Annotated in this window: 23 protein-coding genes, 1 tRNA gene, 1 pseudogene and 1 riboswitch; of the genes and pseudogenes, 8 read left to right on the top strand and 17 right to left on the bottom strand. The window is 70.4% G+C overall.

Going from position 1 to position 26,698, the window contains the following annotated elements; all coding sequences use genetic code 11:
• Positions 1–288: 288 nt before the first annotated feature.
• Positions 289–1,677 carry a cystathionine beta-synthase gene (locus tag ACQF4J_RS26975; protein WP_351565324.1) on the bottom strand — a complete coding sequence of 463 codons (1,389 nt, stop codon included), beginning with the start codon at positions 1,675–1,677 and terminating at the stop codon, positions 289–291.
• A gap of 160 nt (positions 1,678–1,837) precedes the next feature.
• On the opposite strand from ACQF4J_RS26975, the gene ACQF4J_RS26970 reads away from it, so the two are divergent.
• The 3 genes from ACQF4J_RS26970 (at position 1,838) to ACQF4J_RS26960 (ending at position 5,714) form a co-directional block, all read left to right on the top strand.
• Complete coding sequence (locus tag ACQF4J_RS26970; protein ID WP_351565321.1) at positions 1,838–2,881, top strand: SGNH/GDSL hydrolase family protein; 1,044 nt, start codon at positions 1,838–1,840, stop codon at positions 2,879–2,881.
• A gap of 556 nt (positions 2,882–3,437) precedes the next feature.
• Positions 3,438–4,658, top strand: coding sequence for an acetyl-CoA C-acetyltransferase (locus tag ACQF4J_RS26965; protein WP_427166954.1), 1,221 nt, complete (start codon positions 3,438–3,440; stop codon positions 4,656–4,658).
• A gap of 279 nt (positions 4,659–4,937) precedes the next feature.
• The gene (locus ACQF4J_RS26960; protein WP_351565534.1) at positions 4,938–5,714 is read left to right on the top strand and encodes a hypothetical protein; all 777 of its coding nucleotides are present in this window, start codon (positions 4,938–4,940) and stop codon (positions 5,712–5,714) included.
• A gap of 3 nt (positions 5,715–5,717) precedes the next feature.
• Here ACQF4J_RS26960 and ACQF4J_RS26955 read toward each other — a convergent pair whose 3' ends face one another.
• On the bottom strand, positions 5,718–6,029 hold the full coding sequence (locus ACQF4J_RS26955) for a hypothetical protein (protein ID WP_351565316.1): 312 nt from the start codon (positions 6,027–6,029) through the stop codon (positions 5,718–5,720).
• Between the two features lie 104 nt (positions 6,030–6,133).
• Between ACQF4J_RS26955 and ACQF4J_RS26950 the strand changes: the two genes are divergently transcribed.
• The gene (locus ACQF4J_RS26950; RefSeq protein WP_058924900.1) at positions 6,134–6,364 is read left to right on the top strand and encodes a DUF4287 domain-containing protein; all 231 of its coding nucleotides are present in this window, start codon (positions 6,134–6,136) and stop codon (positions 6,362–6,364) included.
• A 70-nt stretch (positions 6,365–6,434) separates the two neighbouring features.
• Here ACQF4J_RS26950 and ACQF4J_RS26945 read toward each other — a convergent pair whose 3' ends face one another.
• The 6 genes from ACQF4J_RS26945 to ACQF4J_RS26920 form a co-directional block, all read right to left on the bottom strand.
• The gene (locus ACQF4J_RS26945) at positions 6,435–7,328 is read right to left on the bottom strand and encodes a Bax inhibitor-1/YccA family protein (RefSeq protein WP_351565313.1); all 894 of its coding nucleotides are present in this window, start codon (positions 7,326–7,328) and stop codon (positions 6,435–6,437) included.
• A 111-nt stretch (positions 7,329–7,439) separates the two neighbouring features.
• Positions 7,440–8,660: a 4-hydroxybenzoate 3-monooxygenase gene (locus tag ACQF4J_RS26940; RefSeq protein WP_351806297.1), complete on the bottom strand. Its 1,221-nt coding sequence runs from the start codon at positions 8,658–8,660 to the stop codon at positions 7,440–7,442.
• A 172-nt stretch (positions 8,661–8,832) separates the two neighbouring features.
• Positions 8,833–9,510 carry a hypothetical protein gene (locus ACQF4J_RS26935; protein WP_351565307.1) on the bottom strand — a complete coding sequence of 226 codons (678 nt, stop codon included), beginning with the start codon at positions 9,508–9,510 and terminating at the stop codon, positions 8,833–8,835.
• Positions 9,511–9,777: 267 nt separating this feature from the next.
• Positions 9,778–11,688, bottom strand: a complete 1,911-nt coding sequence (locus ACQF4J_RS26930) for a hypothetical protein (RefSeq protein WP_351565304.1) — start codon at positions 11,686–11,688, stop codon at positions 9,778–9,780.
• A gap of 153 nt (positions 11,689–11,841) precedes the next feature.
• Positions 11,842–12,060 (bottom strand): hypothetical protein, encoded by a 219-nt coding sequence (locus tag ACQF4J_RS26925; protein WP_142152400.1) that lies wholly within the window; start codon positions 12,058–12,060, stop codon positions 11,842–11,844.
• A gap of 52 nt (positions 12,061–12,112) precedes the next feature.
• Entirely contained in the window at positions 12,113–12,328 is a 216-nt protein-coding gene (locus ACQF4J_RS26920) for a hypothetical protein (RefSeq protein WP_351565301.1), read from the bottom strand.
• 233 nt (positions 12,329–12,561) lie between these two features.
• On the opposite strand from ACQF4J_RS26920, the gene ACQF4J_RS26915 reads away from it, so the two are divergent.
• Together ACQF4J_RS26915 and ACQF4J_RS26910 are read left to right on the top strand one after the other, a co-directional pair.
• Entirely contained in the window at positions 12,562–12,960 is a 399-nt protein-coding gene (locus tag ACQF4J_RS26915) for a helix-turn-helix domain-containing protein (RefSeq protein WP_351565298.1), read from the top strand.
• Positions 12,961–13,161: 201 nt separating this feature from the next.
• Positions 13,162–13,410 carry a hypothetical protein gene (locus ACQF4J_RS26910; protein ID WP_351475495.1) on the top strand — a complete coding sequence of 83 codons (249 nt, stop codon included), beginning with the start codon at positions 13,162–13,164 and terminating at the stop codon, positions 13,408–13,410.
• Between the two features lie 93 nt (positions 13,411–13,503).
• On the opposite strand, the gene ACQF4J_RS26905 is transcribed toward ACQF4J_RS26910, so the two are convergent.
• Positions 13,504–13,587, bottom strand: a tRNA-Leu gene (locus ACQF4J_RS26905).
• A 415-nt stretch (positions 13,588–14,002) separates the two neighbouring features.
• On the opposite strand from ACQF4J_RS26905, the gene ACQF4J_RS26900 reads away from it, so the two are divergent.
• A complete protein-coding gene (locus ACQF4J_RS26900) occupies positions 14,003–14,776 on the top strand; it encodes an ABC transporter ATP-binding protein (RefSeq protein WP_351565295.1) in 774 nt (257 codons plus the stop codon).
• Positions 14,776–17,304, top strand: a complete 2,529-nt coding sequence (locus tag ACQF4J_RS26895) for an ABC transporter permease (RefSeq protein ID WP_427166953.1) — start codon at positions 14,776–14,778, stop codon at positions 17,302–17,304. The genes ACQF4J_RS26900 and ACQF4J_RS26895 overlap by 1 nt, the downstream gene beginning before the upstream one ends.
• 68 nt (positions 17,305–17,372) lie before the next feature.
• Here ACQF4J_RS26895 and ACQF4J_RS26890 read toward each other — a convergent pair whose 3' ends face one another.
• The 8 genes and pseudogenes from ACQF4J_RS26890 to ACQF4J_RS26855 form a co-directional block, all read right to left on the bottom strand.
• Entirely contained in the window at positions 17,373–18,674 is a 1,302-nt protein-coding gene (locus tag ACQF4J_RS26890) for a cyclopropane-fatty-acyl-phospholipid synthase family protein (RefSeq protein ID WP_351565289.1), read from the bottom strand.
• Positions 18,675–18,899: 225 nt separating this feature from the next.
• The gene (locus tag ACQF4J_RS26885) at positions 18,900–20,279 is read right to left on the bottom strand and encodes an NAD(P)/FAD-dependent oxidoreductase (protein ID WP_351565287.1); all 1,380 of its coding nucleotides are present in this window, start codon (positions 20,277–20,279) and stop codon (positions 18,900–18,902) included.
• A 444-nt stretch (positions 20,280–20,723) separates the two neighbouring features.
• On the bottom strand, positions 20,724–21,680 hold the full coding sequence (locus ACQF4J_RS26880) for a Ppx/GppA phosphatase family protein (RefSeq protein WP_351565531.1): 957 nt from the start codon (positions 21,678–21,680) through the stop codon (positions 20,724–20,726).
• 201 nt (positions 21,681–21,881) lie between these two features.
• Positions 21,882–22,145, bottom strand: a pseudogene (locus tag ACQF4J_RS26875) (DUF501 domain-containing protein); the annotation flags it as partial.
• 161 nt (positions 22,146–22,306) lie between these two features.
• On the bottom strand, positions 22,307–22,783 hold the full coding sequence (locus ACQF4J_RS26870) for an FtsB family cell division protein (protein WP_351565284.1): 477 nt from the start codon (positions 22,781–22,783) through the stop codon (positions 22,307–22,309).
• Between the two features lie 108 nt (positions 22,784–22,891).
• Positions 22,892–24,178 carry a phosphopyruvate hydratase gene (gene eno / locus ACQF4J_RS26865; protein WP_058924887.1) on the bottom strand — a complete coding sequence of 429 codons (1,287 nt, stop codon included), beginning with the start codon at positions 24,176–24,178 and terminating at the stop codon, positions 22,892–22,894.
• 356 nt (positions 24,179–24,534) lie between these two features.
• Positions 24,535–25,218 (bottom strand): transglycosylase family protein, encoded by a 684-nt coding sequence (locus ACQF4J_RS26860; protein ID WP_351565281.1) that lies wholly within the window; start codon positions 25,216–25,218, stop codon positions 24,535–24,537.
• 3 nt (positions 25,219–25,221) lie between these two features.
• A riboswitch (cyclic di-AMP (ydaO/yuaA leader) is annotated at positions 25,222–25,392 on the bottom strand.
• 195 nt (positions 25,393–25,587) lie between these two features.
• Positions 25,588–26,571 carry a transglycosylase family protein gene (locus ACQF4J_RS26855; protein ID WP_427166952.1) on the bottom strand — a complete coding sequence of 328 codons (984 nt, stop codon included), beginning with the start codon at positions 26,569–26,571 and terminating at the stop codon, positions 25,588–25,590.
• Positions 26,572–26,698 lie beyond the last annotated feature (127 nt).

Raw genomic sequence — 26,698 nt, 5'->3', positions numbered from 1 at the left:
GGGGCGGGACGACGGCGGTCCCCGCGAAGGACGCTGACCGGGTCAGGGCCGGGCCTCGCGTCCGGCGTCCATGGAGGTCCGGGAGCCGCTCCGGAGGTCCTTGGACGTTCGGTGCCGGCCTGGGCGGGGAGCCGCTCCCGCCCTGCCGACACCCCTTAATGTGCCGGACCCGTGTTAAGGGTGTGCTGCGTGGACGTGACACGCTCGTACCACTTCCGCGAAGTCCGCGAACGCAGGCGATCACCGCAAGACCCGCGCCGGCACCGGCCGTTCACCGGACGTTCGCCGTCACTTCCCGCCCTTGGCGAGGAAGGCCAGCAGGTCCTGCCGGCTGACCACACCGGTCGGCTTGCCCTCGACGAGGACGATCGCCGCGTCCGCGGCGCCGAGCACGGTCATCAGGTCGGCGACCGGCTCGCCGGAGCCGACCTGGGGCAGCGGGGCGGACATGTGCTTCTCCAGCGGGTCCTCCAGCGAGGCCCGCTTGGTGAACAGGGCGTCCAGCAGCTCCCGCTCGACGACCGAGCCGACGACCTCGGCGGCCATCACGTCCGGGTGGCCGGCGCCCGGCTTCACGATCGGCATCTGCGAGACGCCGTACTCGCGCAGCACCTCGATGGCCTGGCCGACGGTCTCGTCGGGGTGCATGTGGACGAGGGACGGGATGGCGCCGTGCTCCTTGTCGTTGAGGACGTCGCCGACACGGGCGCTGGGCCCCTCGTCCTCCAGGAAGCCGTAGTCGGCCATCCACTCGTCGTTGAAGATCTTGCTGAGGTAGCCGCGGCCGCTGTCCGGCAGCAGGACGACCACGACGTCGTCCTCGGTGAGCCGCTCGGCGACCCGCAGCGCGGCCACGACCGCCATGCCGCAGGAGCCGCCGACCAGCAGGCCCTCCTCCTTGGCCAGGCGGCGGGTCATCTGGAAGGAGTCCTTGTCGGAGACGGCCACGATCTCGTCGGCGACGGTCCGGTCGTAGGCGGTGGGCCAGAAGTCCTCGCCCACGCCCTCCACCAGGTACGGCCGCCCGGAGCCGCCGGAGTAGACGGAGCCCTCGGGGTCGGCGCCGACGACCTGCACCCGGCCGTCGCTGACGTCCTTCAGGTAGCGGCCGGTCCCGGAGATGGTGCCGCCGGTCCCCACGCCCGCGACGAAGTGGGTGATCTTCCCCTCCGTCTGCTCCCACAGCTCGGGGCCGGTGGAGTGGTAGTGGGAGAGGGGGTTGTTGGGGTTGGAGTACTGGTCGGGCTTCCACGCGCCGGGCGTCTCGCGCACCAGCCGGTCGGAGACGTTGTAGTACGAGTCCGGGTGCTCGGGGTCCACGGCGGTCGGGCAGACGACGACCTCGGCGCCGTAGGCGCGCAGCACGTTGATCTTGTCAGTGCTCACCTTGTCGGGGCAGACGAAGATGCACTTGTAGCCCTTCTGCTGGGCCACGATGGCCAGTCCCACGCCGGTGTTGCCGCTGGTGGGCTCCACGATCGTGCCGCCCGGCTTCAGCTCCCCGCTCTGCTCCGCCGCCTCGATCATGCGCAGGGCGATGCGGTCCTTCACCGAGCCGCCGGGGTTGAAGTACTCGACCTTGGCCAGAACGGTAGCCCTGATGCCCTTGGTAACGCTGTTGAGCCTCACCAGCGGGGTGTTGCCGACGAGGCTGATCATCGAGTCGTGGAATCGCACCGTTGTCTCCGGTCGCTTGCAAAAGAAGTGGTCCTGGTGGTCCGGCCAGCCTATGACCTGTGGACCGTCCACGACGGTCGTTCACTCCCCGTTGAGATTGGCGCACCGTCTGTACGGGGCAAGGAGTGGATGTACGGCTAAGAGGAGGTGGCGGCGACGCATGACGAGCATGTCGAGGGCACGGGTGGCCCGGCGGATCGCGGCCGGCGCGGCGTACGGCGGCGGCGGGATCGGTCTGGCCGGCGCGGCCACCGTCGGTCTGCTGCTGGCGGAGGTGCAGCTGGCCAAGCGCCATGTGGGCAACGGCGGCAGCGGCCGGGTACCGGTGGCGGACGGCCTGTACGGCACCGCGTACACCGTCCCCGACGAACCTCCCCTGCGCCTGACGATGCTCGGTGACTCGACGGCCGCCGGGCAGGGCGTGCACCGGGCCGGCCAGACGCCGGGCGCGCTGCTGGCCTCCGGCCTGTCGGCGGTGGCGGAACGCCCGGTGGAACTGCACAACGTGGCCCTGCCGGGGGCCACCTCCGACGACCTGGACCGCCAGGTGGCCCTGGTCCTGGCGAACCCCGCCCGGATGCCGGACGTCTGCGTGATCATGATCGGCGCGAACGACGTCACGCGCCGGATGCCGCCGACCCGCTCCGTACGCCATCTGGCGGCGGCGGTCCGCCGGCTGCGCACGGCGGGCGCGGAGGTGGTGGTCGGCACCTGCCCCGACCTCGGCACTATCGAGCCGGTCCAGCAGCCGCTGCGCTGGCTCGCCCGCCGGGCCTCCCGGCAGCTGGCGGCGGCCCAGACGATCGGCGTGGTGGAGCAGGGCGGCCGCACGGTCTCGCTGGGCGACCTGCTGGGCCCCGAGTTCGAGGCCAACCCGCGCGAACTCTTCGGCCCCGACAACTACCACCCTTCGGCGGAGGGCTACGCGACGGCGGCCATGGCCGTCCTCCCCACGGTCTGCGCCGCCCTGGCCCTGTGGCCGGCGGACGAGGACCGCCCGGACGCGGCACGACGCGAAGGCTTCCTGCCGGTCGCACGAGCGGCCGCCGAGGCGGCGTCCGAGGCCGGCACGGAGGTCACGGCAGCGATGCCGACGGGCCCACGCGGCCCCTGGGCCCTGCTCAAGCGCAGGCGCAGGCGCCGGGTAACAGAACCAACCCCTTCGGAACCCACACCGGCCCCCTCCAGCCCGTCCGGAGTCTGAGGCCGGGGCCCGCGCCTCCTGCCACCCGTCCGGCGTTGGACGCCGGGGCCCGCACCCCAGCACCCTCGCCGTCTGAGGGCGAGCCCCGCACCCCCAGCCCACTCGGCGTCTGGGGCCAAGCCCCGCACCCCCAGCCCGCTCGAGGTCTGGGGCCGAGCCCCGCACCCCCAGCCCACTCGGCGTCTGGGGCCAAGCCCCGCACCCCCAGCCCGCTCGAGGTCTGGGGCCGAGCCCCGCACCCCCAGCCCACTCGGCGTCTGGGGCCAAGCCCCGCACCCCCAGCCCGCTCGGGGTCTGGGGCCGAGCCCCGCGCTTCCAGCCCGTCCGGCGTTTGAGGACGAGGCCCGGAGGGCCGATGGGGGTCTGGGGGCGCAGCCCCCAGGGGCGCGCACCCCCACCGACCCGCACCGATACCCGCCCCACCGCCGGAGGCCCAAGCAAGCGCTTAGAAAATTGCGGTCAGGGTCACACCGTCGCACGCGTGACCCTGCCCATACGTACGGGTAACTTCCCAACCAGCCCTGCCCATGCTCATCCGTACGCCAATGGAGCCGTGATGCCCGAAGCCGTGATCGTCTCGACCGCCCGCTCCCCCATCGGCCGCGCCTTCAAGGGCTCCCTGAAAGACCTGCGCCCCGACGACCTCGCGGCCACGATCATCCAGGCCGCCCTCGCCAAGGTCCCCGAGCTGGACCCGAAGGACATCGAGGACCTGATGCTCGGCTGCGGCCTGCCCGGCGGCGAGCAGGGCAACAACCTCGGCCGTATCGTCGCCGTGCAGATGGGCATGGACCACCTGCCGGGCTGCACGATCACCCGGTACTGCTCCTCCTCCCTGCAGACCTCCCGCATGGCCCTGCACGCCATCAAGGCCGGCGAGGGCGACGTCTTCATCTCGGCCGGCGTCGAGATGGTCTCCCGGTTCGTGAAGGGCAACTCCGACAGCCTTCCCGACACGCACAACCCGCTCTTCGCCGACGCCGAGGCCCGCACCGCCGAGGTCGCCGCGCAGGAGAACACCACCTGGCACGACCCGCGCGAGGACGGCCTGGTGCCCGACCCCTACATCGCGATGGGCCAGACCGCCGAGAACCTGGCCCGCCTCAAGGGCGTCACCCGCCAGGACATGGACGAGTTCGGCGTCCGGTCGCAGAACCTCGCCGAGGAAGCCATCAAGAACGGCTTCTGGGAGCGCGAGATCACCCCGGTGACCCTCCCCGACGGCACGGTCGTCAGCAAGGACGACGGGCCCCGCGCCGGCGTCACCATGGACGGCGTCGCGGGCCTCAAGCCCGTCTTCCGCCCCGACGGCATGGTCACCGCGGGCAACTGCTGCCCGCTGAACGACGGTGCCGCCGCGGTCGTCATCATGAGCGACACCAAGGCCCGCGAGCTCGGCCTCACCCCGCTCGCCCGCATCGTGTCGACCGGTGTCTCCGGCCTGTCCCCCGAGATCATGGGTCTCGGCCCCGTCGAGGCGAGCAAGCAGGCGCTGAGCCGCGCCGGCCTGACCATCGGCGACATCGACCTGGTCGAGATCAACGAGGCGTTCGCCGCCCAGGTGATCCCCTCCTACCGCGACCTCGGCATCCCGCTGGAGAAGCTGAACGTCAACGGCGGCGCCATCGCCGTCGGCCACCCCTTCGGCATGACCGGCGCCCGCATCACCGGCACGCTCATCAACTCGCTCCAGTTCCACGACAAGCAGTTCGGCCTGGAGACCATGTGCGTCGGCGGCGGCCAGGGCATGGCGATGGTCATCGAGCGCCTGAGCTGAGCCCTCCGTAACCACCGAGGCACACCTGGTGAGCCTGTGGCCCGGAGTTCGGGACACCCCTGGACTTCGGGCCGTTTTGTGATCCAATCTCCCCCAGGATGTGACCTATCTCCCTAACCGGAGAGAACCACGCAGGTCAGCGCCGTCACCCTGGGGACCGCGGGCCCAAAGTCCTGTCCGATTCGTGACGTTACGCACTGACAGCTGGTTAGTCCGCCCTTCAAGCTGATGTAGGAAGTCGGGGGTCGACTTTGAACCGGGAGTACGTCAGTGAGCGCCATGCCGATCGCCTTGCTGCTCATCACGGCCGCCACGGGCGCCGTGGGCGTCGCCGTGCTGCGCACCCTCATGGTGCTGCGCCGTGAGGTCGCCGCTCTGCACACCCAGCTCGCCGAACAGCGCGCCCCGCACGGTCTGGTGCCGGCGGCCCGCCTGTCCACCGAGGCCGACGAGATACGCGCCGCGGTCGCCGAGGCGCTCGCCGAGGAGCGCGAGCGCGAACTGGCCGAGGCCCGCGCCTTCTGGGCCGCCCAAGAAGCCCGTGACGTCTCCGACGCCCCCTCCCTGCTGGGCCTGCCGGACAGCGAGCTGTTCCTGCCCCGGCAGAGCGACTTCGTGGGCCTGGAGCCGCTGGAGTCGGTGACCGAGCCGTCCACGGACGGCGACGAGTTCGCTGCCGACTCCCCCGAACTGGCCGCGGCCCGTCGCCGGCACCCCTCCCACCCGGACTTCGTCCCGGTCCAGTCGCCGGTGGTGAACGACCATGAGCGCACGGTGGCCACCCTGGAGGAACTCGCCGCGTCCCGCGTCGAACTGGCCGACGTCCGCCCCGGCCCCCTCGGCACCCTCGACGTCTACGTCTTCGCCGACGGCACCACCCTGTGCATGACCCCGGGCCATCGCGAGACGGCCGAACGCCTGGCGGCGGCCCTGCGCGCGGGCGAGACCCCCGTCCTGCTGGGCGGCTCGGGCGTCTCGGGCGCGTACACGCTGACATTCGCGTGCGGCGAGGAGAACGTCTACATCCTCGCGGACCGGGTCATAGCGTCGCTGTAGCGATCAGACGCCGGCCCGCTGCTGCGCGTGCGCCACGAGCTCCACGGCCTCTTCCACCTGACCCTCGTCCACAAGGACGAGGGCCAAGTCGTGTGCGGCGACGGTGATTTGGTCCGCGGCCGCGAACATCCCCGCGTCCGGCATCTCCCTGAGCGGGGTGCCCGGCTCCTCCACGGCCTGCGTCCGACGGGCCAACTCCCTGGCCAGTTCCAGCGCCTCGGCGGCGGCCCCGCGCTGGAGCCGGCTCTGCGGCGCCGCCCTCAACCGGTCGGCGAAATGATCCACGGCACGTGTCAGGGGCGTCGTATCAACCACAGAAGGAGCGTACGCGGGACCTCCGGACTGTTGCCAACAGGCGAACGCTCAGGCACCGTGACCTGAAGGACCGGCTTACATCCCCTTTGCGTCCGGAGGCGCCGATGTCCCACGTCCTCTCCGAGGAGACCCACCGCAACATGCTCGCCCGCATCCCCCACTGCACCGGTCGTGAAGTGTCCGACTGGCTGCGCACCGTAGAAGAAGGCCCCGCCCTCTTCCGCTTCGAGGAAAAGGTCAGCTGGCTCCGCCACGAGCACAACCTCGCGTACGGCCACGCGAAGGCGATCGTCCACGAATACGACCTGAGGAGGGCAGCGCGCAAACTGCTCTAGGCGCGCACCACGACATGACGAAGGGCCCCGGTCAGGCGACCCGGGCCCTTTGCCGTACGACCGGCGCGAGCTAGTCGTTGCTGTTGAGGATCGCGATGATCCGCAGGAACTCCATGTAGATCCACACCAGCGTCAGCGTGAGCCCGAAGGCCGCCAGCCACGCCTCGTTCTTCGGCGCGCCGTAGGCGATGCCGTCCTCGACCTGCTTGAAGTCCAGGGCGAGGAAGCAGGCGCCGAGGATGATGCCGACGACGCCGAAGAAGATGCCGAGCGGGCCGCTGCGGAAGCCGAGTCCGTCACCGCCGCCGAAGACGGCGAACAGCAGGTTCACCATCATCAGCAGCACGAAGCCGAGCGCGGCCGCCATCACGAAGCCGTAGAAGCGGCGGTTGACGCGGATCCAGCCCGCCTTGTACGCCACCAGCACACCGGCGAACACCGCCATCGTGCCGATCACGGCCTGCATGGCCGCGCCGCTCGCGATGCGGTTGTCGACGATGCTGGACAGCACGCCGAGGAAGACGCCTTCGAACGCGGCGTACGACAGGATCAGGGCCGGCGAGGCCGTGCGCTTGAAGGACTGGACGAACGCCAGGACCATGCCGACGATCATCGCGACGAAGCCGATGCCGTACGAGCGGTTGATGTGGGCGTCGTCGACCGGCAGCAGCGCCCAGGCAAGCGCGGCCGTGACGATCAGGGTGCCGAGCGTGGACGCGGTGCGCAGGACGACGTCGTCCATGGTCATCCGGCCGGTGGTGGCCGGGGCCTGGGGCGGGGCGCCGTTCTGCAGGTCCTGCTGGGCGTACGGGTTCTGTGCGTAGGGGTTGCCGTACTGCTGTCCGTACGGGTTGGCCTGCGTGCCCACAGCGGGTCCCCCGGCCTGCGGCGCGGTGTTGAAGCCCGCGTAGCCGTTGTCGCGGCTGAACCCCCGTCGCGAGAAGACCGGGTTTCTGCTCCTCATTTCACTCCTCCATGGCCACACGTCGCGGCCTTGGCTCAAGAGTAATAGGTAGGCAAAGAAATGCCTCTAGTGCTTGGGGAGGATCTTTCCCCCGCCATGCTGCGCAACACGCTACGCGGGTCCGTGATTCCCCTCACCGGAGGGGTCCACACGGCCGTCGTCCAGGGGAAAGCCGGTGTACCCCTCGGCCAGGTCGGTCTCGGCGGCCGGGGAGGTCGCGATCCGGTCGAGACGGGCGAGCTGGAGGCGGTCGTCGAAGGGCGCGGCGCCCGGGGCCGGGTGCAGCATCGTCGTCATGTCGTACGAGAACCGCTCGGCCTGCCAGACGCGGCGCAGGCAGGTCTCGGAGTAGGCGTCGAGCAGCGCGTCCGATCCGGTCCTCGTCCGGTACGACAGCGCCCGCGCGAAGGTCACGACGTCGCCGACGGCCAGGTTCAGCCCCTTCGCGCCGGTCGGCGGGACGATGTGGGCGGCGTCCCCGGCCAGGAAGAGACGGCCGTGGCGCATGGGCTCGTGGACGTAGGACCGCATCGGCGTCACCGACTTCTGGGTGATCGGCCCGCGCTCCAGCCGCCACCCGTCCTCGGTCTCGAAGCGGCGCTCCAGCTCGTCCCAGATCTCCTCGTCGGACCAGTCCCCGGCGTCCGTGCCCTCGGGGACCTGGAGGTAGAGCCGGGACACGGAGGGGGAGCGCATGGACAGCAGGGCGAAGCCGCGGTCGTGGCGGGCGTAGACGAGCTCGTCGTGGGAGGGCGGCACGTCCGCGAGGACACCGAGCCAGCCGAAGGGGTACGTGCGCTCGAACACGCGGACCAGCTCGGCGGGGATCGCCTTCCTGGCCACCCCCCAGAACCCGTCGCAGCCGACGACGTACTCGCACTCCAGCACCTCCTCCCTTCCCTCGTGCCGGAAGCGGACGGACGGGCTGTCGGTGTCCGCGCCCTCGACGGCCAGCGCCTCCGCCTCGAACAGCAGCGGGCCGCCCTCCTTGAGCTGGAGGGCGATGAGGTCCTTGCACACCTCGGTCTGGGCGTAGACCATCACCGACCGGCCGCCGGTGAGGGCGGGGAAGTCGACGCGGTGGCGCTTCTTGTCGTACCGCAGCTCGATGCCGTCGTGCCGGAGCCCTTCCCGGTCCATCCGCTCCCCGGCGCCGGCCGCCCGCAGCACGTCCACCGTGCCCTGCTCCAGGATCCCGGCGCGCTGGCGCTGCTCGACGTAGGCGCGGTCGTGGCTCTCCAGGACGACCGAGTCGATGCCGGCGTTGTGGAGCAGCCGGGCGAGGAGGAGGCCGGCGGGGCCGGCTCCGATGATGCCGACGGTGGTACGCATCGGGCGTTCCCTTCGGGTAGCCACTGGGTTCGTCGAGTGGAATGGGTCTGGTTCGTTTGGTGAAGTTTTGTTCACCTGAATTCTGGAGGTGAGTCTGCGCTCGCGGGCACGGGATGTCAATGGCCGACCGCCGCACCTCTGGGGGTCGGCGCGGCGGTCGGAGTCCTGCGGGTCAGGCGGCCGGCGGCCAGCCGTCCAGCTGCCGGTGGAGGGTGACGTCCGGCTGCGTGTCGCCCTTCGGGGCGCCGGCCACGGCGTCCTTCAGGACCGCGCTGACCTCCGCGGCCAGACCGTCGGCCTGCTTCTTCAGGTCGGCGGCGGAGACGGAGGACCTGGTGAGCGCGTCCAGTCGGCGGTGGATGTCGGCCAGCTTGCCCTGGGCCGTGGCGTCCAGGGTGAGGGGCCGGGGCGTGGAGACGACGAACTGGTAGGCGCCGGCGAGCGTCTGGCAGCCGGTGCACTCCTTGTTCGCGGCGTCGCTGATGTTCACGGCCCGCAGGTGCGCGTGCTCACCGGCGACGGTGACGATCTGGAAGGACAGCGCCACCGAACGGCAGGCGTCGTCGGCCGAGCAGCCGGCCGAGACGGCGTTGGCCTGGTTGCGGGCGCTGGCGGCGTTCACCGTGCCGAACTGGCGGATGGTGAACGAGTCGCGGGCCTGCGTGTGGTGCGCCCGGTCGACGTGGCTGAAGACGTGGTCCGAGACGACGGCGGCATGCGTGACCCCGCTCGCGGCCTGCGCCGGCACGGCCGTCGCGGCGCCGGCGACGCCGGCGGCGAACAGGCCTATGCCGAGGGCGCGACGGGTCAACGGGTTGCTGACTGGTCGTGCTTTTCGATGACTGCTCAAGGAACTGATCTCCTCGCTGGATGGATCGGGTACGGACTGTGTGAGGCGGAAGCGATGCCGGTGGACGAGTCCTCCGGGGCCGCGCCGACTCGGCTCCGGGAACCGCGGCGGGGGGTACGGGGGCCTGGGCCGTGGAGGCCGGTGCGGTGGCCCGTCCCCAAGCCACCGCACCGCCGTACGGACCCCCGCCCGGAACCGCCGTGCCGGTGGTGTCGCCGCCGTGGCCGGACGGGGACGTCCACCCCGCCGAGGCCACGGAGGCGACGCTCAGGTCGCCGCCGGTGAGGCGCTGGCCGGTGGCGACGAGGGGGCATCGGTGGGTGAGGGCGGCACGCTCTCCGAGGGGGTCGGCGACGGCTGCGGACCCGACGGGCCGCCGCCGGGGGCGGAGGACGTCGGGGTCGGGCCGGTCCCCGGGCCGTCCGTCCTGGACGACGACGAGCTCCCGCCCGGCCGGGTCGACTTCGAGGCCGACGGCGAGGTCGAGGACCTGGCGGACGCGCTCCCCGACGCTCCCGGCGAAGGACTGCCGTGCAGTCCGGACGCGCCCGGCGACGCCGACGGCGACAGCGAGGCGCCGATACCGGAGGAGTCGTGCGAGCCGCGCCCGCCCGGCGTCGAGGCGTCCTGGGGGCCCGGAGACTCCGTGGACACGCCCGGCTGCAGGATGGGCGCGATCGGCGGCTGCTTCGGCAGCGGCTTCGGGGTCATCCCGGACACCCACGCATAGCTGAGCCCGGTCAGCCCGGCCAGCGCGAGTGCGCACACCACGATCCGCAGGGTGGGCCGGCCGGCCGTGGAGCGCTTCGCGACGCGGAAGAGCCGGCCGCCCAGCTTCACGGACAGATAGACGACACCCGCCATGGGGCACATCAGCATCACGCAGCCGATCGCCCCGACGAACCCCTCGGCGATCCGCCCGTCCCCGAACGCGGCCCCCGTACCGACGATCTGCTCGGTCAGCGACCGCGTCATCGTGGCCAGGATGCGCGGCAGGTTCCACAGCGCGTACCCCAGCTCGCCGACGATCAGCGGCACCATCGTCAGCACCCACGTGGCGACGATGCGCCGCGCCGACTTCTTCAGCCCCGCGACCTCCTGGCGGGCCGCCTTCCCCTTCGCGCCCGGCAGCAGGCTCAGCAGGATCGGCTTGATCTTGCCGTAGAGGTCCGGCACCCCGGCGAGGTCGCCCAGGATGTAGTAGCCGTCCAGCCGGACGGCCGGCATCAGCTGTTCGAGGATCTCGAAGTGCCCGAGGTACACCGCGGCCAGGAAGAACTGCATCCCGGTCGCGAAGTACGCCCCGGCCATGGCCAGCATGAAGACGACGTTGAAGTACACCCCGCCCAGGTCGGTGCGGATGCGCCCGCCCCGCCCGATCCGGTAGACGTCCGTCACGTCGGTGTACATCGACGGCCAGATGAGGAACAGCCCGCAGCCGATGCAGCCGGGCCGGGCACCGCCGTACGTGCAGGCGGAGGCGTGGCCGAACTCGTGGAAGACGAGCGAGGCCACCGTCAGCACGAAGACGATGAGGATCAGCACCGGCTGGTCGAGGACCTGCAGGACCGGCTCGATCGCCCCGAAGAAGCCGAACAGCCACACGTCCATGGCCACCGCCGACAGCAGGACGGCCACGACGACGGCCGGCCGGTGCAGCCAGGCGAAGGCCGCGGCGATCCGCGCCGTCCGCTTCTCGTTGAAGATGACCCGGTGGCCCTTGAGGGCGAGCAGCAGGTCGGAGCGCGGGGCGTCGACCTCGTCGTCCTCCTGGCCGGCGGGCACCGTCACGCCGAGCGGCTGGAGCTTGTTCTCCACCAGGTAGCGGACGTTGTCGCCGCTGACCTCGCGGCCGAACCGCGCGCTGACCCGGTGGGCGATCGTCTCGGCGTCGCGGACGCCGTCGATGCTCGATGCCACCAGGTACAGCAGCCGGGACAGCTGCACGACCTGCCCGTCCCCCCGACGGGCGATGTACCGGGGGTCGGTGAAGCCCGACCCCTGGTACTCGCCGTGCAGTTGCAGCCCCGCGCTCAGCCGCGGGGCCGGTTCCGGCGGCTGTTCGACGACGGGCAGCTTGCCCGTCGCGACCTGCTCGTAGGTAACCGGCCAGCCGCCGGGTCCGGGCACCGGCCCGGTGTCGTACAGCGCCGTCGGACCATTGCCGAGCACTGTCATGCGTGGTCTCCCCCCAGAGTCCTCGGCGCCTCCCCCGGACCCGCCGCTTCCCCCCGGAAGCGCGACGGGCTCCCCCCGGAACGCGCCGTGGGGGCGGACCTGGCCGTCAGGTGCACACGGTCCGCCCCCTGGCCGCCTCGGTAGCGGGTGCCGCTACTGCTGGACGGTGATGTTCTGCGTGGCCTGCGACTGGGCGTCCGACCACGAGGAGTGGTCGTTGAGGGCCGCGGACTCGTTGTGCGCCGAGATGTGGGCGACGTGCTTGGTGACGTTCACCGTCTTGCCGAAGCTGAACTTCAGCCGGCCCAGGGCCTCACGGCCCGGCAGCAGCTCGGCGCTCTCGGTGTCCAGCTCGCGCATGTCCATGCTCATGACGGATGTCCTTTCGGTGTTCTCGGGTTGGTGGTGAGGTGGAGCGCGAGCGTTACTGCTGGACGATGATGTTCTGGGCGGCACCGGAGTCGGCCACGGACCACGAGGAGTGGTCGTTGAGGGCCGCGGACTCGTTGTGCGCCGAGATGTGGGCGACGTGCTTGGTGACGTTCACCGTCTTGCCGAAGCTGAACTTCAGGCGGCCCAGGGCCTCGCGACCCGGCAGCAGCTCCGCGGACTCGGCCTCAAGCTCGTTGGCGTCCATCATGATCAATTCCCCCTCAGGGATGGGCACTTCCGATCAGACAGCGTCAGGTTCCCCCCGGACTCTGTCCAATCTGGTCGGACGGGCTGTCCAACGAGATTGGACACTAGGGCCTCGCGGGGCGGTTGCGCAACCCGTTCGGTGAATCACCCTTTCGGCGACCCCGGGACCCGACCGTAGAATCGGCCCCGACATGGACGGTTCAGCCGACACAGCCAGCAGGAAGTGACCCACCAGTGGCCAACGCACTGCAGCAGTTGATCCGTGACCGCCTCGACCGCAAGGGCTGGTCCTACGGCGAGGTCGCACGCCGCGGCGGCATCCCGCGTTCCACCGTCCACCACCTCGCCACCACCGAACGCGTCGTCCGCATGCCCCAGTCGGCAACCCTGGAGGGACTGTCCAAGGGACTGGAACTCCCGTTGGACACCGTGCGCCGCGCCGCCGCCGAGGCCTGCGGCATCCACGTCTACGGCAGCCCGGACACCGCCGGCGCGGACACCGGCGCCACCGACCCCGAGGTCGACCTGCTCATCGCCAGCGTCCAGAGACTCTCGTCCGACGACCGCCGGCACGTGGCCGCCCTGGTGGAGTCCCTGCTGGACCGCTCGGCCCCCCGCACACCGGAGAAGTGACGGGCGCCCGAACCGACTTACGACACCCGGCGAGCACGGACGGGCAGCTTCCGACCCTCGAACGCACCGCCTTCCGTCAACACGGAAAAAGATTTCAACTCGCCCGAAAGCACAGAGATCCCCCGCTAGTCTCTCGTCCTGCCCGAGAAGCGTGAGCCGCCCCACGACCACGCCGGGCCCCTGGGGGGAAGTGTGTTGTTCGTGCATGGCGGACCGGCCACGGCCGTGGTCCGCGGACCGGCCGGCCAATCGGTCGTCCTGCTCTCGGGCGAACTGCCCGAGGTACTCACCGAAGGAGCGGTGGCCGAACTCGTCGACCTGGCCGCCGCGATCCTGGACACCGAGGAACTGGAGCTGTTCCACAGCTGTCTGGAGAAACTGCGCGGCGGACTGCGCCCGGGCCGCCGGATAGAGGTCGACGGCGCCGTTCTCACCGTGTACGAAGGCTGAGCCGTGCACGAAGGCTGAGCCGTGCACGAAGGCTGAGCCGTGCACGAAGGGTGACGACTCGCCACGGAACGCTTCGTCCCGTGGGCGCGGTAGTGCCCGGAGCCGGACTTGAACCGGCACGCCCGCGAAGGGGCAGCGAGGTTTAAGCTCGCCGTGTCTGCATTCCACCATCCGGGCAGGCCATGGGCTCCGCGTCGAGGGTCCGAGCCTATCGGGATGCCTCCCCCGAACAGCGGAACCGCGGACCGATGTTGTCTTATTTTATTGACGTCTGAGGGTGCATCAGCACCTGGAACACGCCATCAGCACTTGCCAATAGCCTTCCGCGCGACGCTCGCCCGCGTATACGGAATGACGGAATTTCACCGCCCGAACGAGGGTGCTCCACCGGTTCTCGACGTCGGCCCGCGCAAGCGCTTGCCCCACACCCGGCCGTCAGGGATGCCCGTCATCCCCAGGTATGACACCGCGGCACCGGGTCAGACCCGAGTCGCCCCCCGGAACCGGAACTGCGACTGACTACACGGGCCCGTACGGCGGCCACGATGGAACACGTCCCTTCCAGACGACGTCCCTCGAGGAGCCCCTTCCCGTGACCACCACACCCGTCGCCGACCGGTCCACCGCGACCGTGGCCGCACGCGCCACGGATCTTTCGAAGATCTACGGACAGGGCGAGACCCAGGTGGTCGCCCTGGACCGCGTCTCCGTGGACTTCCGACAGGCCGAGTTCACCGCGATCATGGGCCCCTCCGGGTCGGGCAAGTCCACGCTGATGCACTGCGTGGCCGGCCTCGACACCTTCTCCTCGGGTTCCGTGCGCATCGGCGAGACCGAGCTGGGCTCGCTCAAGGACAAGCAGCTCACCAAGTTGCGCCGGGACAAGATCGGCTTCATCTTCCAGGCGTTCAACCTGCTGCCGACGCTCACGGCCCTGGAGAACATCACCCTCCCGATGGACATCGCGGGCCGCAAGCCGGACAAGCAGTGGCTGGAGACGGTCATCCAGATGGTGGGCCTGCGCGACCGGCTCGGCCACCGCCCCGCCCAGCTCTCCGGTGGCCAGCAGCAGCGCGTCGCCGTCGCCCGCGCCCTCGCCTCCAGGCCGGACATCATCTTCGGCGACGAGCCGACCGGAAACCTCGACTCCCGCTCCGGCGCCGAGGTCCTGGGCTTCCTGCGCAACTCCGTGCGGGAACTGGGGCAGACGGTGGTGATGGTGACCCACGACCCGGTGGCGGCCGCGTACGCGGACCGGGTGGTCTTCCTCGCGGACGGACGGATCGTCGACCACATGTACGGCCCCACGGCGGAGTCCGTCCTGGACTTCATGAAGCAGTTCGACGCGAAGGGCCGTACCAGCTGATGTTCCGCACCGCCCTGCGCAACGTGCTCGCGCACAAGGCCAGGCTGCTGATGACCGTGCTCGCCGTCATGCTCGGCGTCGCGTTCGTCTCCGGGACCCTGGTCTTCACCAACACCATCTCCGATGCCTACCAGAACAGTTCGGCCAAGGGCTTCGACCGGGTCGACGTCGCCGTGTCCGCCAAGTCCCAGGCGGACAAGGGCAACACGATCAGCAAGACGCCCGAGCTGACCCAGGCCATGCTCGACAGGAGCGCGAAGGTGCCGGGCGCGGCCTCCGCGGTCGGCGTCGTCAACGGCTTCACCGCCATCGCCGACAAGCACGGCAAGCTCATCGGCCGCGGCTTCCAGTCGCAGGGCGGCAACTACTGGGGCGACAAGGACGCCCGGTACCCGCTGAAGTCCGGCAGCGCGCCGCACGGCGCGCACCAGGTCGCCATCGACGCCAAGACGGCCGAACGCGCCGGGTACAAGGTCGGCGACACGGTCCGGCTGTCCGTCGACGGCCCGGTCCTCACCCCGACGATCAGCGGCGTCTTCACCACCGACGACGGCAACGTCGCCGCCGGCGGCAGCCTCGCCCTGTTCGACACGGCCACCGCCCAGAAGCTGTTCGGCAAGCCCGGCACGTACGACGAGATCGACGTGAAGGCCGCCGCCGGCACCTCCCAGACCGCGCTGAAGGCCGGGCTGGACCAGGCGCTGGGCACCGAGCTGGTGGAGACCACCACCGGCCACAAGCTCGCCGCCGACCAGGCCGAGCAGATCTCCTCCTCGATGAGCGGGCTGAAGCAGGGCCTGCTGGTCTTCGCGGGCATCGCGCTCTTCGTCGGCACCTTCATCATCGCCAACACCTTCACCATGCTGGTCGCCCAGCGCACCCGGGAACTCGCGCTGATGCGCGCGGTCGGCGCCTCGCGCCGCCAGGTCACCCGGTCGGTGCTGATCGAGGCGTTCGTGGTCGGCACGGTCGCGGGCATCACGGGCCTGGTCGCGGGCATCGGCATCGGTGCCGGCCTGCGCTCGCTGATGGGCACCCTCGGCGCCACCGTCCCGGACGGGCCGCTGGTGATCACGCCGGGCACGGTCGCGAGCGCCCTCGCGGTCGGCATCGTCATCACCATGCTGGCGGCCTGGCTGCCCGGCCGCCGGGCCGCGAAGATCCCGCCGGTCGCCGCGATGAGCAGCATCCACGCCCAGGCGACGACCAAGTCGCTGGTGCTGCGCAACACGCTGGGCGCGCTGTTCGGTGCCGCGGGCGTCGCGGTGGTCCTGGCCGCCACGACGATGGACGGCTCGGACGGTCAGGCCCCGATGGGCCTCGGCGCGGTCCTGCTGATCATCGGCGTCTTCATCCTCACGCCGCTGCTGTCGCGCCCGCTGATCGCGGCCGCCGCGCCGGTGCTCAGGATCTTCGGGGTCGCGGGCAAGCTGGCCCGCCAGAACTCGGTGCGCAACCCGCGCCGCACCGCGGCCACCGCCTCCGCGCTGATGATCGGGCTCACCCTCATCACCGGCATGACGGTGATGGCGGGCAGCCTGCAGAAGTCGATCGACAAGATGGCCTCCTCCGCGATCAGGGCCGACTACGTGGTCTCCATGGCGAACGGCAACGAGCTCTCGCCGGACGTCGACAAGAAGCTGGGCGTCACCGGCGGCGTGACCGCCACCAGCCCGCTGCGCAACGTCTACTCGCGCATCGACGGCACGGGCGAGTCCCTGACCGGGGTGAACGGCCCCGCGATCGGCGAGCTGACCGACCTCAAGGTCGACCAGGGCACCTTCAGGGTGGGCGGCACGCGGGTCGTCGTCGACAAGGACACGGCCGAGTCGCACGGCTGGAAGGCCGGATCGGCCTTCACCGCGCACTACGAGGACGGTGGGTCCTCCCGCCTGACCGTCTCCGCGGTCTACGAGGGCAACGAGCTGATCAGGGGCATCCTGCTGGACAAGGCGGTCGTCACCCCGCACATGACCGACCCCGGCGACATGCAGGTCCTGGTCAAGACGGCCGACGGGGCGTCGAGCGCCACGAAGGACAAGCTGGAGAAGGCCCTCGGCACCAACCCGGCGATCAAGGTCCAGAGCAAGCAGGACCTGTCGAACGACATCGCGCAGATGTTCACGCTGATGCTGAACATGCTCTACGGCCTGCTGGCCATGGCGGTGATCGTGGCGGTCCTCGGCGTCATCAACACCCTGGCCATGTCGGTCTTCGAACGCTCGCAGGAGATCGGCATGCTCCGCGCGATCGGCCTCGACCGCAAGGGCATCAAGCGCATGGTCCGCCTGGAGTCCCTGGTCATCTCCCTGTTCGGCGGCGTGCTCGGCATCGGTCTGGGCGTCTTCTTCGGCTGGGCGGCCGGCCAGTTGCTCGGCACGAAGATGGCGACGTACGAACTGGTCCTGCCCTGGGCGAGGATGGCCGTCTTCCTGCTGCTCGCGGCGACGGTCGGCATTCTGGCGGCCCTGTGGCCGGCCCGGCGGGCGGCCCGACTGAACATGCTGACGGCGATCAAGTCGGAGTAGCGGCACGACGCGAGGGGGCCCCGTCCGGTAGGCGGACGGGGCCCCGTCGTACGTGCTCCCGGGCTCCGCTACGAGGGGTCCGCGCCCCAGGTCCGGGCCCGCAGCGGCATCCCGGACCCGCCGTCCCGCGGCGTCCGTACGGCCAGCACCTGGTTGACGCCGATGCGGTTGTGCTCGAAGGCGAGGGCGCAGGCGGCCATGTACAGCCGCCACACCCTGGCGCGTCCCGGCCCCGCGAGCCGCATCGCGCGCGGCCACTGGGCCTCCAGGTTGGCCACCCACCGGCGCAGGGTGAGCCCGTAGTGCTCGCGGATGGACTCGACGTCGCGCACCTCGAACCCGGCGCGTTCGAGCTGGGTGACGGTCGTGCCGAGGGGCGCGAGCTCGCCGTCGGGGAAGACGTAGGCGTCGATGAACTCGTCGACGTCGTACGCCGACTCGTCGCGCTGCGGCCGGCGCGCGATCTGGTGGTTCAGCAGCCGTCCGCCCGGCCGCAGCAGCCGGTGCAGGTTCTCGGCGTACTCCAGGTACCGGTCCGCGCCGACGTGTTCGGCCATCCCGATCGACGAGATGACGTCGTACGGGCCGTCGGCGACGTCCCGGTAGTCCTGCACCCGGATCTCCACCCGGTCGGTCAGTCCCTCGTCGGCGACGCGCTTGCGGGCGTAGGCGGCCTGCTCGTGGGAGAGCGTGATGCCGACGACGTGCACGCCGTGCTCACGGGCCGCGTGGATGGCCATGGAGCCCCAGCCGCAGCCGACGTCGAGGAGCCGCTGTCCCGGCCTCGGACCGAGCTTGCGGCAGACGAGTTCGAGCTTGTCGTGCTGGGCCTGTTCCAAAGTGGCGTCCGGGGAGGGCCAGTAGGCGCACGAGTAGACCATCGACGGGCCGAGGACGATCTCGTAGAAGTCGTTGCCGACGTCGTAGTGGTGGCTGATGGCGCGTTTGTCGGTGCGCTTGGTGTGCAGGTGGCGGGCCCTGCGGACCTCCTCGCGGGGCGGCGCGGGCGGCAGCGGCAGCCCGGCGACCTTCACGAGGCCGCGTACGGCGGCCCGCACCTCGGGATCCCGCAGCATCTGCGGCAGGCTCCGGGCGTCCTCCCCGCGCTCCCACACCAGCTCCGCCATGAGGTCGAGGGCGGCGTACAGGTCCCCCTCGATGTCGAGGTCCCCGGCGACCCAGGCCCGGGCGAGCCCGAGTTCCCCCGGCTTCCACAGCAGGCGGCGTACCGCGCGGCGGTTGCGCACGACCAGGGCCGGCGCGTCCGGCGGCCCCGCCTGCGAACCGTCCCAGGCGCGGATGCGCACCGGCAACGGCACTCCCAGCAACTGTTCGACGAGGCTCTTCAGCCGCGACGCGGCGTCGGCCATGGCGCACACCTCCGTGACAGGCGATCCCGGACTGCCCAGCAGCACGTAAACAAAACCCGGGCGACTGTGCAGTCCCCCGGAGGCGTCACGAATATGCAAAAAGGTGCAGGGCCCATCTACTTGGGTCGCCCATTCGGAGTCCGACCTCGGTGTCCGAACGCCGAAGGACCTCCCGCACCACGGATGGCGGGAGGTCCTTCGGTTCGTTCGTCGACCGGAGTCCGGTCAGGAGGCCTTGGCCTCGGTCTTCTCCTGCTTCGCCGCCGCCGGGACGGGCTTGGCGGCCTCGTAGAACTCCTCGCGCGGGTTCTCCATGGCGCCCAGGGAGACGACCTCGCGCTTGAGGAACATGCCGAGGGTCCAGTCGGCGAAGACGCGGATCTTGCGGTTGAAGGTCGGCATCGCCATGCCGTGGTAGCCACGGTGCATGTACCAGGCGAGACGGCCCTTGAGCTTGATCTTCATCTTGCCCATGACGATCATCGCGACGCCCTTGTGGAGGCCGAGACCGGCCACCGCACCCTTGTTGGCGTGGCTGTAGTCCGTCTGCGGGAAGCCCCGCATACCGGAGATCACGTTGTCGCCGAGGACCTTGGCCTGACGCAGCGCGTGCTGGGCGTTCGGCGGGCACCAGGCGTTCTCGTTGCCCGCCTTGCGGCCGACGAGGTCCGGGACCTGGGCGTTGTCGCCGGCGGCCCAGATGTAGTCGGTGCCCTTGACCTGGAGGGTCGGCTCGCAGTCCACGTGACCGCGGGGGCCGAGCGGCAGGCCGTAGCGGCCCAGCGCCGGGTTGGGCTTCACACCGGCGGTCCACACGATGGTGCTGGAGTCGACCTCGAGGCCGTTCTTCAGCACCACGTGACCGTCGACGCAGGAGTCCATCGAGGTGGAGAGGTAGATCTCCACGCCGCGGCTCTCCAGGTGCTCCTTGCCATAGGCGCCCAGCTTGGGGCCGACCTCGGGCAGGATCTTGTCGGCGGCGTCGACGAGGATGAACCGCATGTCCTCGCGGGAGACGTTCTTGTAGTACTTGGCCGCGTCGCGGGCCATGTCCTCGACCTCACCGATGGTCTCCGCACCGGCGAAGCCGCCGCCGACGAAGACGAAGGTGAGGGCCTTGCGGCGGATCTCCTCGTCCGTGGTGGAGTCGGCCTTGTCGAGCTGCTCCAGCACGTGGTTGCGCAGGCCGATGGCCTCCTCGATGCCCTTCATGCCGATGCCCTGCTCGGCGAGGCCGGGGATCGGGAAGGTGCGGGAGACCGCGCCGAGCGCGATCACCAGGTAGTCGAAGGGCAGCTCGTACGCCTCACCGACCAGCGGGGAGATCGTGGCCACCTTGCGGTCCTGGTCGATGGTGGTGACGCGGCCGGTGAGGACCTCCGCCTTCGGCAGCACGCGTCGCAACGGGACGACGACGTGGCGCGGGGAGATGTTGCCGGCTGCGGTTTCGGGGAGGAAGGGCTGGTAGGTCATGTACGACCGGGGGTCGACGACCGTGACGGTCGCCTCGCCGTAGCGCATCTTCTTGAGGATGCGCCGAGCTGCGTACAGGCCTACGTACCCACCGCCTACTACGAGGATCCTGGGACGCTCCGTGGTGCTCATGGCATCGAGTATCCACCCGTCTCAGGGGGGTAGCTCGTGCGCCCCTTCACAAGCTCCGACAGGGGGTGTGTTATCCTCCGCGACCCACGTGACGCAGGTCATGGCGCGGACCTTCGGGCCGGGTCCGTTACGACCCGTTGTCAATGCCGCGTGAGCTGCCTCTCCGGGCCCGACGACGTGCGGTGAGCCCTCCGAAACACCCCTCCGCGAGGACCTCCGGGAGCCCCTTCATACCACGATTCTGAACATGTTCAAGGGGTCGTTGGACCCTCGAAAGGCCCAACCGGGACCGTTTCATGGTTCCCGGGGACGGAATTCCTTGTGAAGAACTTCACGAACTTTCCCGACGACACGTCACGGAGGGGCCCGTGAAGGCCCCTCCGTGATGCTCATACGCTATCCGACCTGCTCGTCAGAGAGCTACCCATCGGTAACAATCGAGACCTACGCCACCGACCACGCGATGCCGTCGAGGATGTCGTGCTCGCTGACGACGACCTCCTCGGCGCCCGTCCGCTCCATGATCGACAGCAGGACGAGGGCCCCGGCGGCGATGACGTCGACGCGCCCCGGATGCATGGAGGGCACGGCCGCGCGCTCGGCGTGGGTGGAGTGCAGCATCCGGTCGGTGATCTCGCGGACGCGCTCGCGCGAGACGCGGGAGTGGTGGATGCGCGCGGAGTCGTACTCGGGCAGCTCCTGGGCGATGGCCGACACCGTGGTCACCGATCCGGCGAGCCCGACCAGCGTCCGCGCCTCGCCGAGCGGGACCGTCTCCTCCGCGAGGTCCAGGGCCCGCTCGATGTCGGCCCGCATGGCCGCGATCTGCTCCTCGGTGGGCGGGTCGGTGACGGCGCCGTCGGCCACCAGGTGACGCTCGGTCATCCGCACGCAGCCGACGTCGACCGAGCGCGCCGCCCGCACGTGGTCCTCGCCCACGACGAACTCGGTCGAACCGCCGCCGATGTCCACGACCAGGTAGGGCCGGGCGAGGTCGTCGCGGCCCTTCAGCTCGTTGGTCGCGCCCGTGAAGGAGAACTCCGCCTCCTGCTCGCCGGAGATCACCTCGGGCTCGACGCCGAGGATGTCGACGACGCCCCGCACGAAGTCGTCCCGGTTGGAGGCGTCGCGAGAGGCCGAGGTGGCCACGAAACGCACCTTCTCGGCGCCCAGGTCGCGGATCACCTCCGCGTACTCCCGGCAGGCCGCGAAGGTCCGCTCCAGCGCCTCCGGCGCCAGTCGGCCGGTGCGGTCCACGTCCTGGCCGAGCCGCACGATCGTCATGCGCCGGTCCAGCTCCAGCAGTTCGCCGGTGCCGGGGTTGACGTCGGCGACCAGCAGCCGGATGGAGTTGGTGCCGCAGTCGACGGCGGCGACCCGGCTGAAGCCCCTGGGTGTCATCGGCCGAGCCGAGAAGAAGCCGCTGCGGATCACGGTCGGGTCCTCCTCGGCCTCCTCACCGGGGAACTCGTCCGCCGGGTCCGGAGCCGCCAGCGGCTGCACGCAGGGGCCCTTGCGCCACCACTCGGGCAGCATCGCGATCGCCTCGTCGCCCAGCGGGTTGACGCCCGGGCCGGCGGCCAGGGAGTGCCCCACCAGCACGTGCAGGCACTTCACCCGGTCCGGCATGCCGCCAGCGCTCGGGAAGCCCTCGAGCACCTCGATCTCGTCCCGCCGCCGGATGTAGTCCTCGTGCGCGGCACGGTACGCGGCGGCCAGCTCCGGGTCGGTCTGCAGCCGCTCCGTCATCTCCTTCATGACGCCGTTCGCCTCCAGCGTGCCGATCGCCGAGGCGGCGCGCGGGCACGTCAGGTAGTACGTCGTCGGGAAGGGCGTGCCGTCCGGCAGCCGGGGCGCCGTCTCCACGACGTCCGGCTGCCCGCACGGGCAGCGGTGGGCGATCGCGCGCAGCCCGCGCGGCGGCCGCCCGAGCTGCTGCTTGAAGGCCTCGACGTCGGCGTCGGTGGGCTCGGTGCGCGGGGTGGGCGGCGGAGGCGTTTCCACTGAGAACTGTCTTTCTGGTCAGGTCACTGGTCGGAGGCGTCGGACTTGTCGACCCCGTCCCAGACGTTCGCGTACCACGGGCGGTCGGCGGCGCCCAGTTCGGCGCGGGACCGCCTGGCGCGGTCCGGGTCGATGACGACGTATCCGGTCTCGCCCGGCATCACATAGTGCAGTCGCTGCCGGATCTGCTGCTCGGCGTAGGAGTCGTCCTGCCAGCGCGCCTTGAGGTCGCGCAGCTGCTCGACCCGCTCCGCCGCCTGCTGCTTCTGGCGCTGCAGGTCGGAGATCTCGGCGCGCTGGGAGACGTACTGCCTTATCGGGTAGGCAAGGGCCACCACCAGGGTGCACAGCACCAGGGCGAGCAGCGCGGCCCGGCCCGTCAGCCGGGAGCGGCGGGCCTGCCGTTTGGTCTGGGAGCGGTAGACCCGGGCCGCCGTCTGCTCGCCGAGCAGCTTGAGCCTGGTCGCGGTGGAGAACCGGTCCCGGTCCTTCACGGCCATGTCCCCGCCTCCCGTTCATGCCGTTCACACGTGCGTACGTCCCCGCACACGGTACGGGACCGGTACGGGGACGTACGTACGACTGGCGCAGGATTGACCCTTTGCGGCTCAGCCCTTGAAGCGGGGGAAGGCGCTGCGGCCGGCGTACACCGCGGCGTCGTCGAGGATCTCCTCGATGCGCAGCAGCTGGTTGTACTTGGCGACGCGCTCGGAGCGGGCCGGGGCGCCGGTCTTGATCTGGCCGCAGTTGGTGGCGACGGCGAGGTCGGCGATGGTGACGTCCTCGGTCTCGCCGGAGCGGTGGGACATCATGCACTTGAAGCCGTTGCGCTGGGCCAGCTCGACGGCGTCCAGGGTCTCGGTCAGCGAGCCGATCTGGTTGACCTTGACCAGCAGGGCGTTGGCGGTGCCCTCCTCGATGCCGCGGGCCAGGCGCTCGGGGTTGGTGACGAACAGGTCGTCGCCGACGATCTGCACCTTGTCGCCGAGCTTGTCGGTGAGGACCTTCCAGCCGGCCCAGTCGTCCTCGAACAGCGGGTCCTCGATGGAGACGAGCGGGTAGGCCGCCACGAGCTCCTCGTAGTACTCCGTCATCTCGGCGGCCGAGCGGTCCTTGCCCTCGAACTGGTACTTGCCGTCCTTGTAGAACTCGGAGGCGGCGACGTCGAGCGCGAGGGCGATCTGCTCGCCGGGGACGTACCCGGCCTGCTTGATGGCCTCGAGGATCAGGTCGAGGGCGTCACGGTTGGAGCCCAGGTTCGGGGCGAAGCCGCCCTCGTCGCCGAGGCCGGTGGCCAGGCCCTTGGACTTCAGCACGGACTTCAGGGTGTGGTACACCTCGGCGCCCCAGCGCAGGGCCTCGGAGAAGGTCTCCGCGCCGATCGGGGCGATCATGAACTCCTGGATGTCCACGTTGGAGTCGGCGTGCGAGCCGCCGTTCAGGATGTTCATCATCGGCACCGGCAGCAGGTGCGCGTTCGGGCCGCCCAGGTAGCGGAAGAGCGGGAGGTCGCTGGCCTCGGAGGCGGCGTGGGCGACGGCGAGCGAGACGCCGAGGATGGCGTTGGCGCCGAGCGAGCCCTTGTTGTCGGTGGCGTCCAGGTCGAACATGGCCTGGTCGATCAGGCGCTGCTCGGTGGCGTCGTAGCCGACCAGCTCCGGGCCGATCTGCTCGATGACGGCGAGGACGGCCTTCTCGACACCCTTGCCCTTGTAGCGGTTGGGGTCACCGTCGCGGAGCTCGATGGCCTCGAAGGCGCCCGTGGAGGCGCCGGACGGGACGGCGGCACGACCCGTGCTGCCGTCGTCGAGGCCGACCTCGACCTCGACGGTGGGGTTCCCTCGCGAGTCGAGGATTTCCCGGGCTACGACGACGTCGATGGACGGCACGAGCATCTCCTTCTTGGATGTGACGCTGGTTGTGCGGGGCACGCGGGCCTTTTTAGGCCCTACCTCGGCCTTGCGACTAGAGCCTAACCGCCCCGGGGCCATCGGCCAGCCGACCGACCGTCCCGTGGACAAGGACAGACGGTACCTATTGTTCACGCCCGGAACAAAGGAGGGTGAACACAGCATGTATCCCGGGCGACGACGGGCAGACGACGGGTCGGCGACGGGCAGAGAAAAAACCCCGCTCCGGTGCGTACGGGGGAAGACGCACCGGAGCGGGGAGCCCGTGGGGACGGGGGTGGCCCTCACGTGCCTCCACTGTGGGGGACACGGATGTGCGGGGCCTGTGGTTCGACTGTCTCTTACTTCAGGTGCAGCTGCTGACCGGGGTAGATCAGGTTGGCGTCCTCGACGATGCCCTTGTTCAGGTCGAACAGCTTCTTCCAGCCGCCCTTGACCTTGTGCTCGGCGGCGATGGAGCTGAGCGTGTCGCCCTTGACGACCTTGTACTCGCCGTCACCCTTCTTGACCTTCTTGCCGGTCGGGGTGGTGACGGTCTTGGTCGACTTCTTGGGGGCCGGACGCTCGGAGGAGCGGGAGGCCTGCTGCTCGGTGGTCGAGCGGGTGGCGGTGCTGCCCGACGAGCCGGTGGAGGCGCTGGAGCCGTTGTAGGCGGCGCTGGACAGGCCCGTGCCGCAGACCGGCCAGGCGCCCTTGCCCTGGGAGGCGAGAACCTTCTCGGCGACGGCTATCTGCTGCGCCTTGGAGGCCTGGTTGGCCTGCGCGGCGTAGGCGGTGCCGCCGTACGCGGCCCAGGTGGAGGCGGAGAACTGCAGACCGCCGTAGTAGCCGTTGCCGGTGTTGATGGACCAGTTGCCGCCCGACTCGCACTGGGCGACCGCGTCCCACTCGGAGGCGGTGGCGGCGGAGGCGTTGCCGGCCGCCATCAGCGGGGCGGCGATGGCGACACCGGTGACACCGGCGAGCGCGGCGGCGCGGGTGGCCTTGGACGGACGACGGTGCTTGCCCTTGCCGGAAAACAGCATGGTGGATCCCCTCACCGACGCCTGCGAGGTGAGCTGTCGGGTTCGGGCCGGTTGAGTTGCCCGGCCGCGGCCTCGCTCTCGCGAGCCGCGGCTACACCCCGAGCCACCACCGTCAACCACCCGGTGGGGCACTTACCTTGGGTCCCCCGCTCCTGCCTACGGCGCTGTCAAGCGACGACTGTTCCCGTACGGCCACTGGCAGGATTCGGCGTTGCGGCAGACGGGGCTCGGGTTGCCGAGCGGTCATGACCGTAGACACGGAATCCGCGGAATTTCAAAGACGATCAGGGCTTCTGAGACTCATCCCACACTTTCGCCAAAACGGACATTCAGCGCGAAGCGTGACGTGAACTCCCGCCGTATTTCGCCCTATTCGGCAGGGAGATCCAGGGTCTGACCGGTGAAGATGTGGTTCGGGTCGGTACCGATGGCCTGCTTGTTCGCGTCATAGATGGCGCGCCATCCGCCGTCCACGTCAAGGGAGTCGGCGATGGAGGCGAGAGTGTCGCCCGTGCGGACGGTGTACGAGTCGTGCGCGGCGGGCTTCACGGCGCCCCCGTCGGCACTCTCGTCGGCGGTGGCGCCGCGGTGCTTGCCGGTGCCGCCGCCGGTGGCCGCGGAGTCGACGGCCCCGGTGTCGACGAGGCTCCAAGAGCCCAGGGCCTGCCGGGAATTGTCCGACTCGTCACTCTTCGCCCGCCCCGCGGAGGAGCCGGCGGCCCCCTGCGACGCGCTCGGCGTCGAGGCGGAAGGCGAGGCCGAACTGTCCGATTTGCTGGACTTGCCGGTGGAATGCGAAGAAGAGCCGGGGGAGGCCGAAGGCGAACCGGACGCGTCCGACGAGACGGAGCCGCCGGAGGTGTCGTCCGACGTGTTGCCCGATGAATTGGACAAACCGGTGGAGCCGGAACCGTCAGACGAACCGGACGAGTCGGACGAGCCGCCCCCGATACCGGTGTCCACGTCGGCCGAACCGGAGTCCTTGCTCAGCCCCGACGTCAGTCCACAGGTGTGGAAGGCGCCGACGCCCTCGGCGTCCAGGAGCTTCTCGGCGACGGCTATCTGCTGGTTGCGGCTGGCCAGGTCGGCCCTGGGGGCGTAGTCGAGGCCGCCGTACTTCTCCCAGTCCGCCTGGGACAGCTTCAGGCCGCCGTAGAAGCCGTTGCCGCTGTTCTCGCTCCAGGAGCCACCCGTCTCGCACTGCGCCACCTTGTCCCAGGTGGTCCCGTCGGCGGCGCTGGCGCCTCCCGCGGCGAACAGCGGGATCGCGATGGCGGAGCCGGTCACTCCGGCCGCGACGAGGAGAGCCGGAGCCTGGCGGGGGCGACGGTGACGACCGTTCCCGGAGAGCATGCGGAGGGCCTTTCGCGAGACAGCAATGACCGCGGCGCGTGAAGCTTGGGCCAAACCTTCGCGCCGCTGTTGATCCGTGAACGTAGCGGCTACCGATCACTTGTCACAAGTTAATGCCGCGTAGATC

Origin of the sequence: Streptomyces sp. C1-1, from assembly GCF_050214755.1 — a bacterium.
GTDB lineage: Bacteria > Actinomycetota > Actinomycetes > Streptomycetales > Streptomycetaceae > Streptomyces.
The sequence above is the reverse complement of the archived record's forward strand: the minus strand, read 5'-3'. Positions and strand labels throughout refer to the sequence as shown.

What these genes read in the sequence shown, in the direction of transcription:
- ACQF4J_RS26970 (WP_351565321.1), top strand. Translation starts at nt 1,838, where the DNA reads ATGACGAGCATGTCGAGGGCACGGGTGGCCCGGCGGATCGCGGCCGGC.
- ACQF4J_RS26965 (WP_427166954.1), top strand. Translation starts at nt 3,438, where the DNA reads ATGCCCGAAGCCGTGATCGTCTCGACCGCCCGCTCCCCCATCGGCCGC.
- ACQF4J_RS26960 (WP_351565534.1), top strand. Translation starts at nt 4,938, where the DNA reads ATGCCGATCGCCTTGCTGCTCATCACGGCCGCCACGGGCGCCGTGGGC.
- ACQF4J_RS26950 (WP_058924900.1), top strand. Translation starts at nt 6,134, where the DNA reads ATGTCCCACGTCCTCTCCGAGGAGACCCACCGCAACATGCTCGCCCGC.
- ACQF4J_RS26945 (WP_351565313.1), bottom strand. Translation starts at nt 7,328, where the DNA reads ATGAGGAGCAGAAACCCGGTCTTCTCGCGACGGGGGTTCAGCCGCGAC.
- ACQF4J_RS26940 (WP_351806297.1), bottom strand. Translation starts at nt 8,660, where the DNA reads ATGCGTACCACCGTCGGCATCATCGGAGCCGGCCCCGCCGGCCTCCTC.
- ACQF4J_RS26930 (WP_351565304.1), bottom strand. Translation starts at nt 11,688, where the DNA reads ATGACAGTGCTCGGCAATGGTCCGACGGCGCTGTACGACACCGGGCCG.
- ACQF4J_RS26925 (WP_142152400.1), bottom strand. Translation starts at nt 12,060, where the DNA reads ATGAGCATGGACATGCGCGAGCTGGACACCGAGAGCGCCGAGCTGCTG.
- ACQF4J_RS26920 (WP_351565301.1), bottom strand. Translation starts at nt 12,328, where the DNA reads ATGATGGACGCCAACGAGCTTGAGGCCGAGTCCGCGGAGCTGCTGCCG.
- ACQF4J_RS26895 (WP_427166953.1), top strand. Translation starts at nt 14,776, where the DNA reads ATGTTCCGCACCGCCCTGCGCAACGTGCTCGCGCACAAGGCCAGGCTG.
- ACQF4J_RS26890 (WP_351565289.1), bottom strand. Translation starts at nt 18,674, where the DNA reads ATGGCCGACGCCGCGTCGCGGCTGAAGAGCCTCGTCGAACAGTTGCTG.
- ACQF4J_RS26885 (WP_351565287.1), bottom strand. Translation starts at nt 20,279, where the DNA reads ATGAGCACCACGGAGCGTCCCAGGATCCTCGTAGTAGGCGGTGGGTAC.
- ACQF4J_RS26880 (WP_351565531.1), bottom strand. Translation starts at nt 21,680, where the DNA reads ATGACACCCAGGGGCTTCAGCCGGGTCGCCGCCGTCGACTGCGGCACC.
- ACQF4J_RS26870 (WP_351565284.1), bottom strand. Translation starts at nt 22,783, where the DNA reads ATGGCCGTGAAGGACCGGGACCGGTTCTCCACCGCGACCAGGCTCAAG.
- eno (WP_058924887.1), bottom strand. Translation starts at nt 24,178, where the DNA reads ATGCTCGTGCCGTCCATCGACGTCGTCGTAGCCCGGGAAATCCTCGAC.
- ACQF4J_RS26860 (WP_351565281.1), bottom strand. Translation starts at nt 25,218, where the DNA reads ATGCTGTTTTCCGGCAAGGGCAAGCACCGTCGTCCGTCCAAGGCCACC.
- ACQF4J_RS26855 (WP_427166952.1), bottom strand. Translation starts at nt 26,571, where the DNA reads ATGCTCTCCGGGAACGGTCGTCACCGTCGCCCCCGCCAGGCTCCGGCT.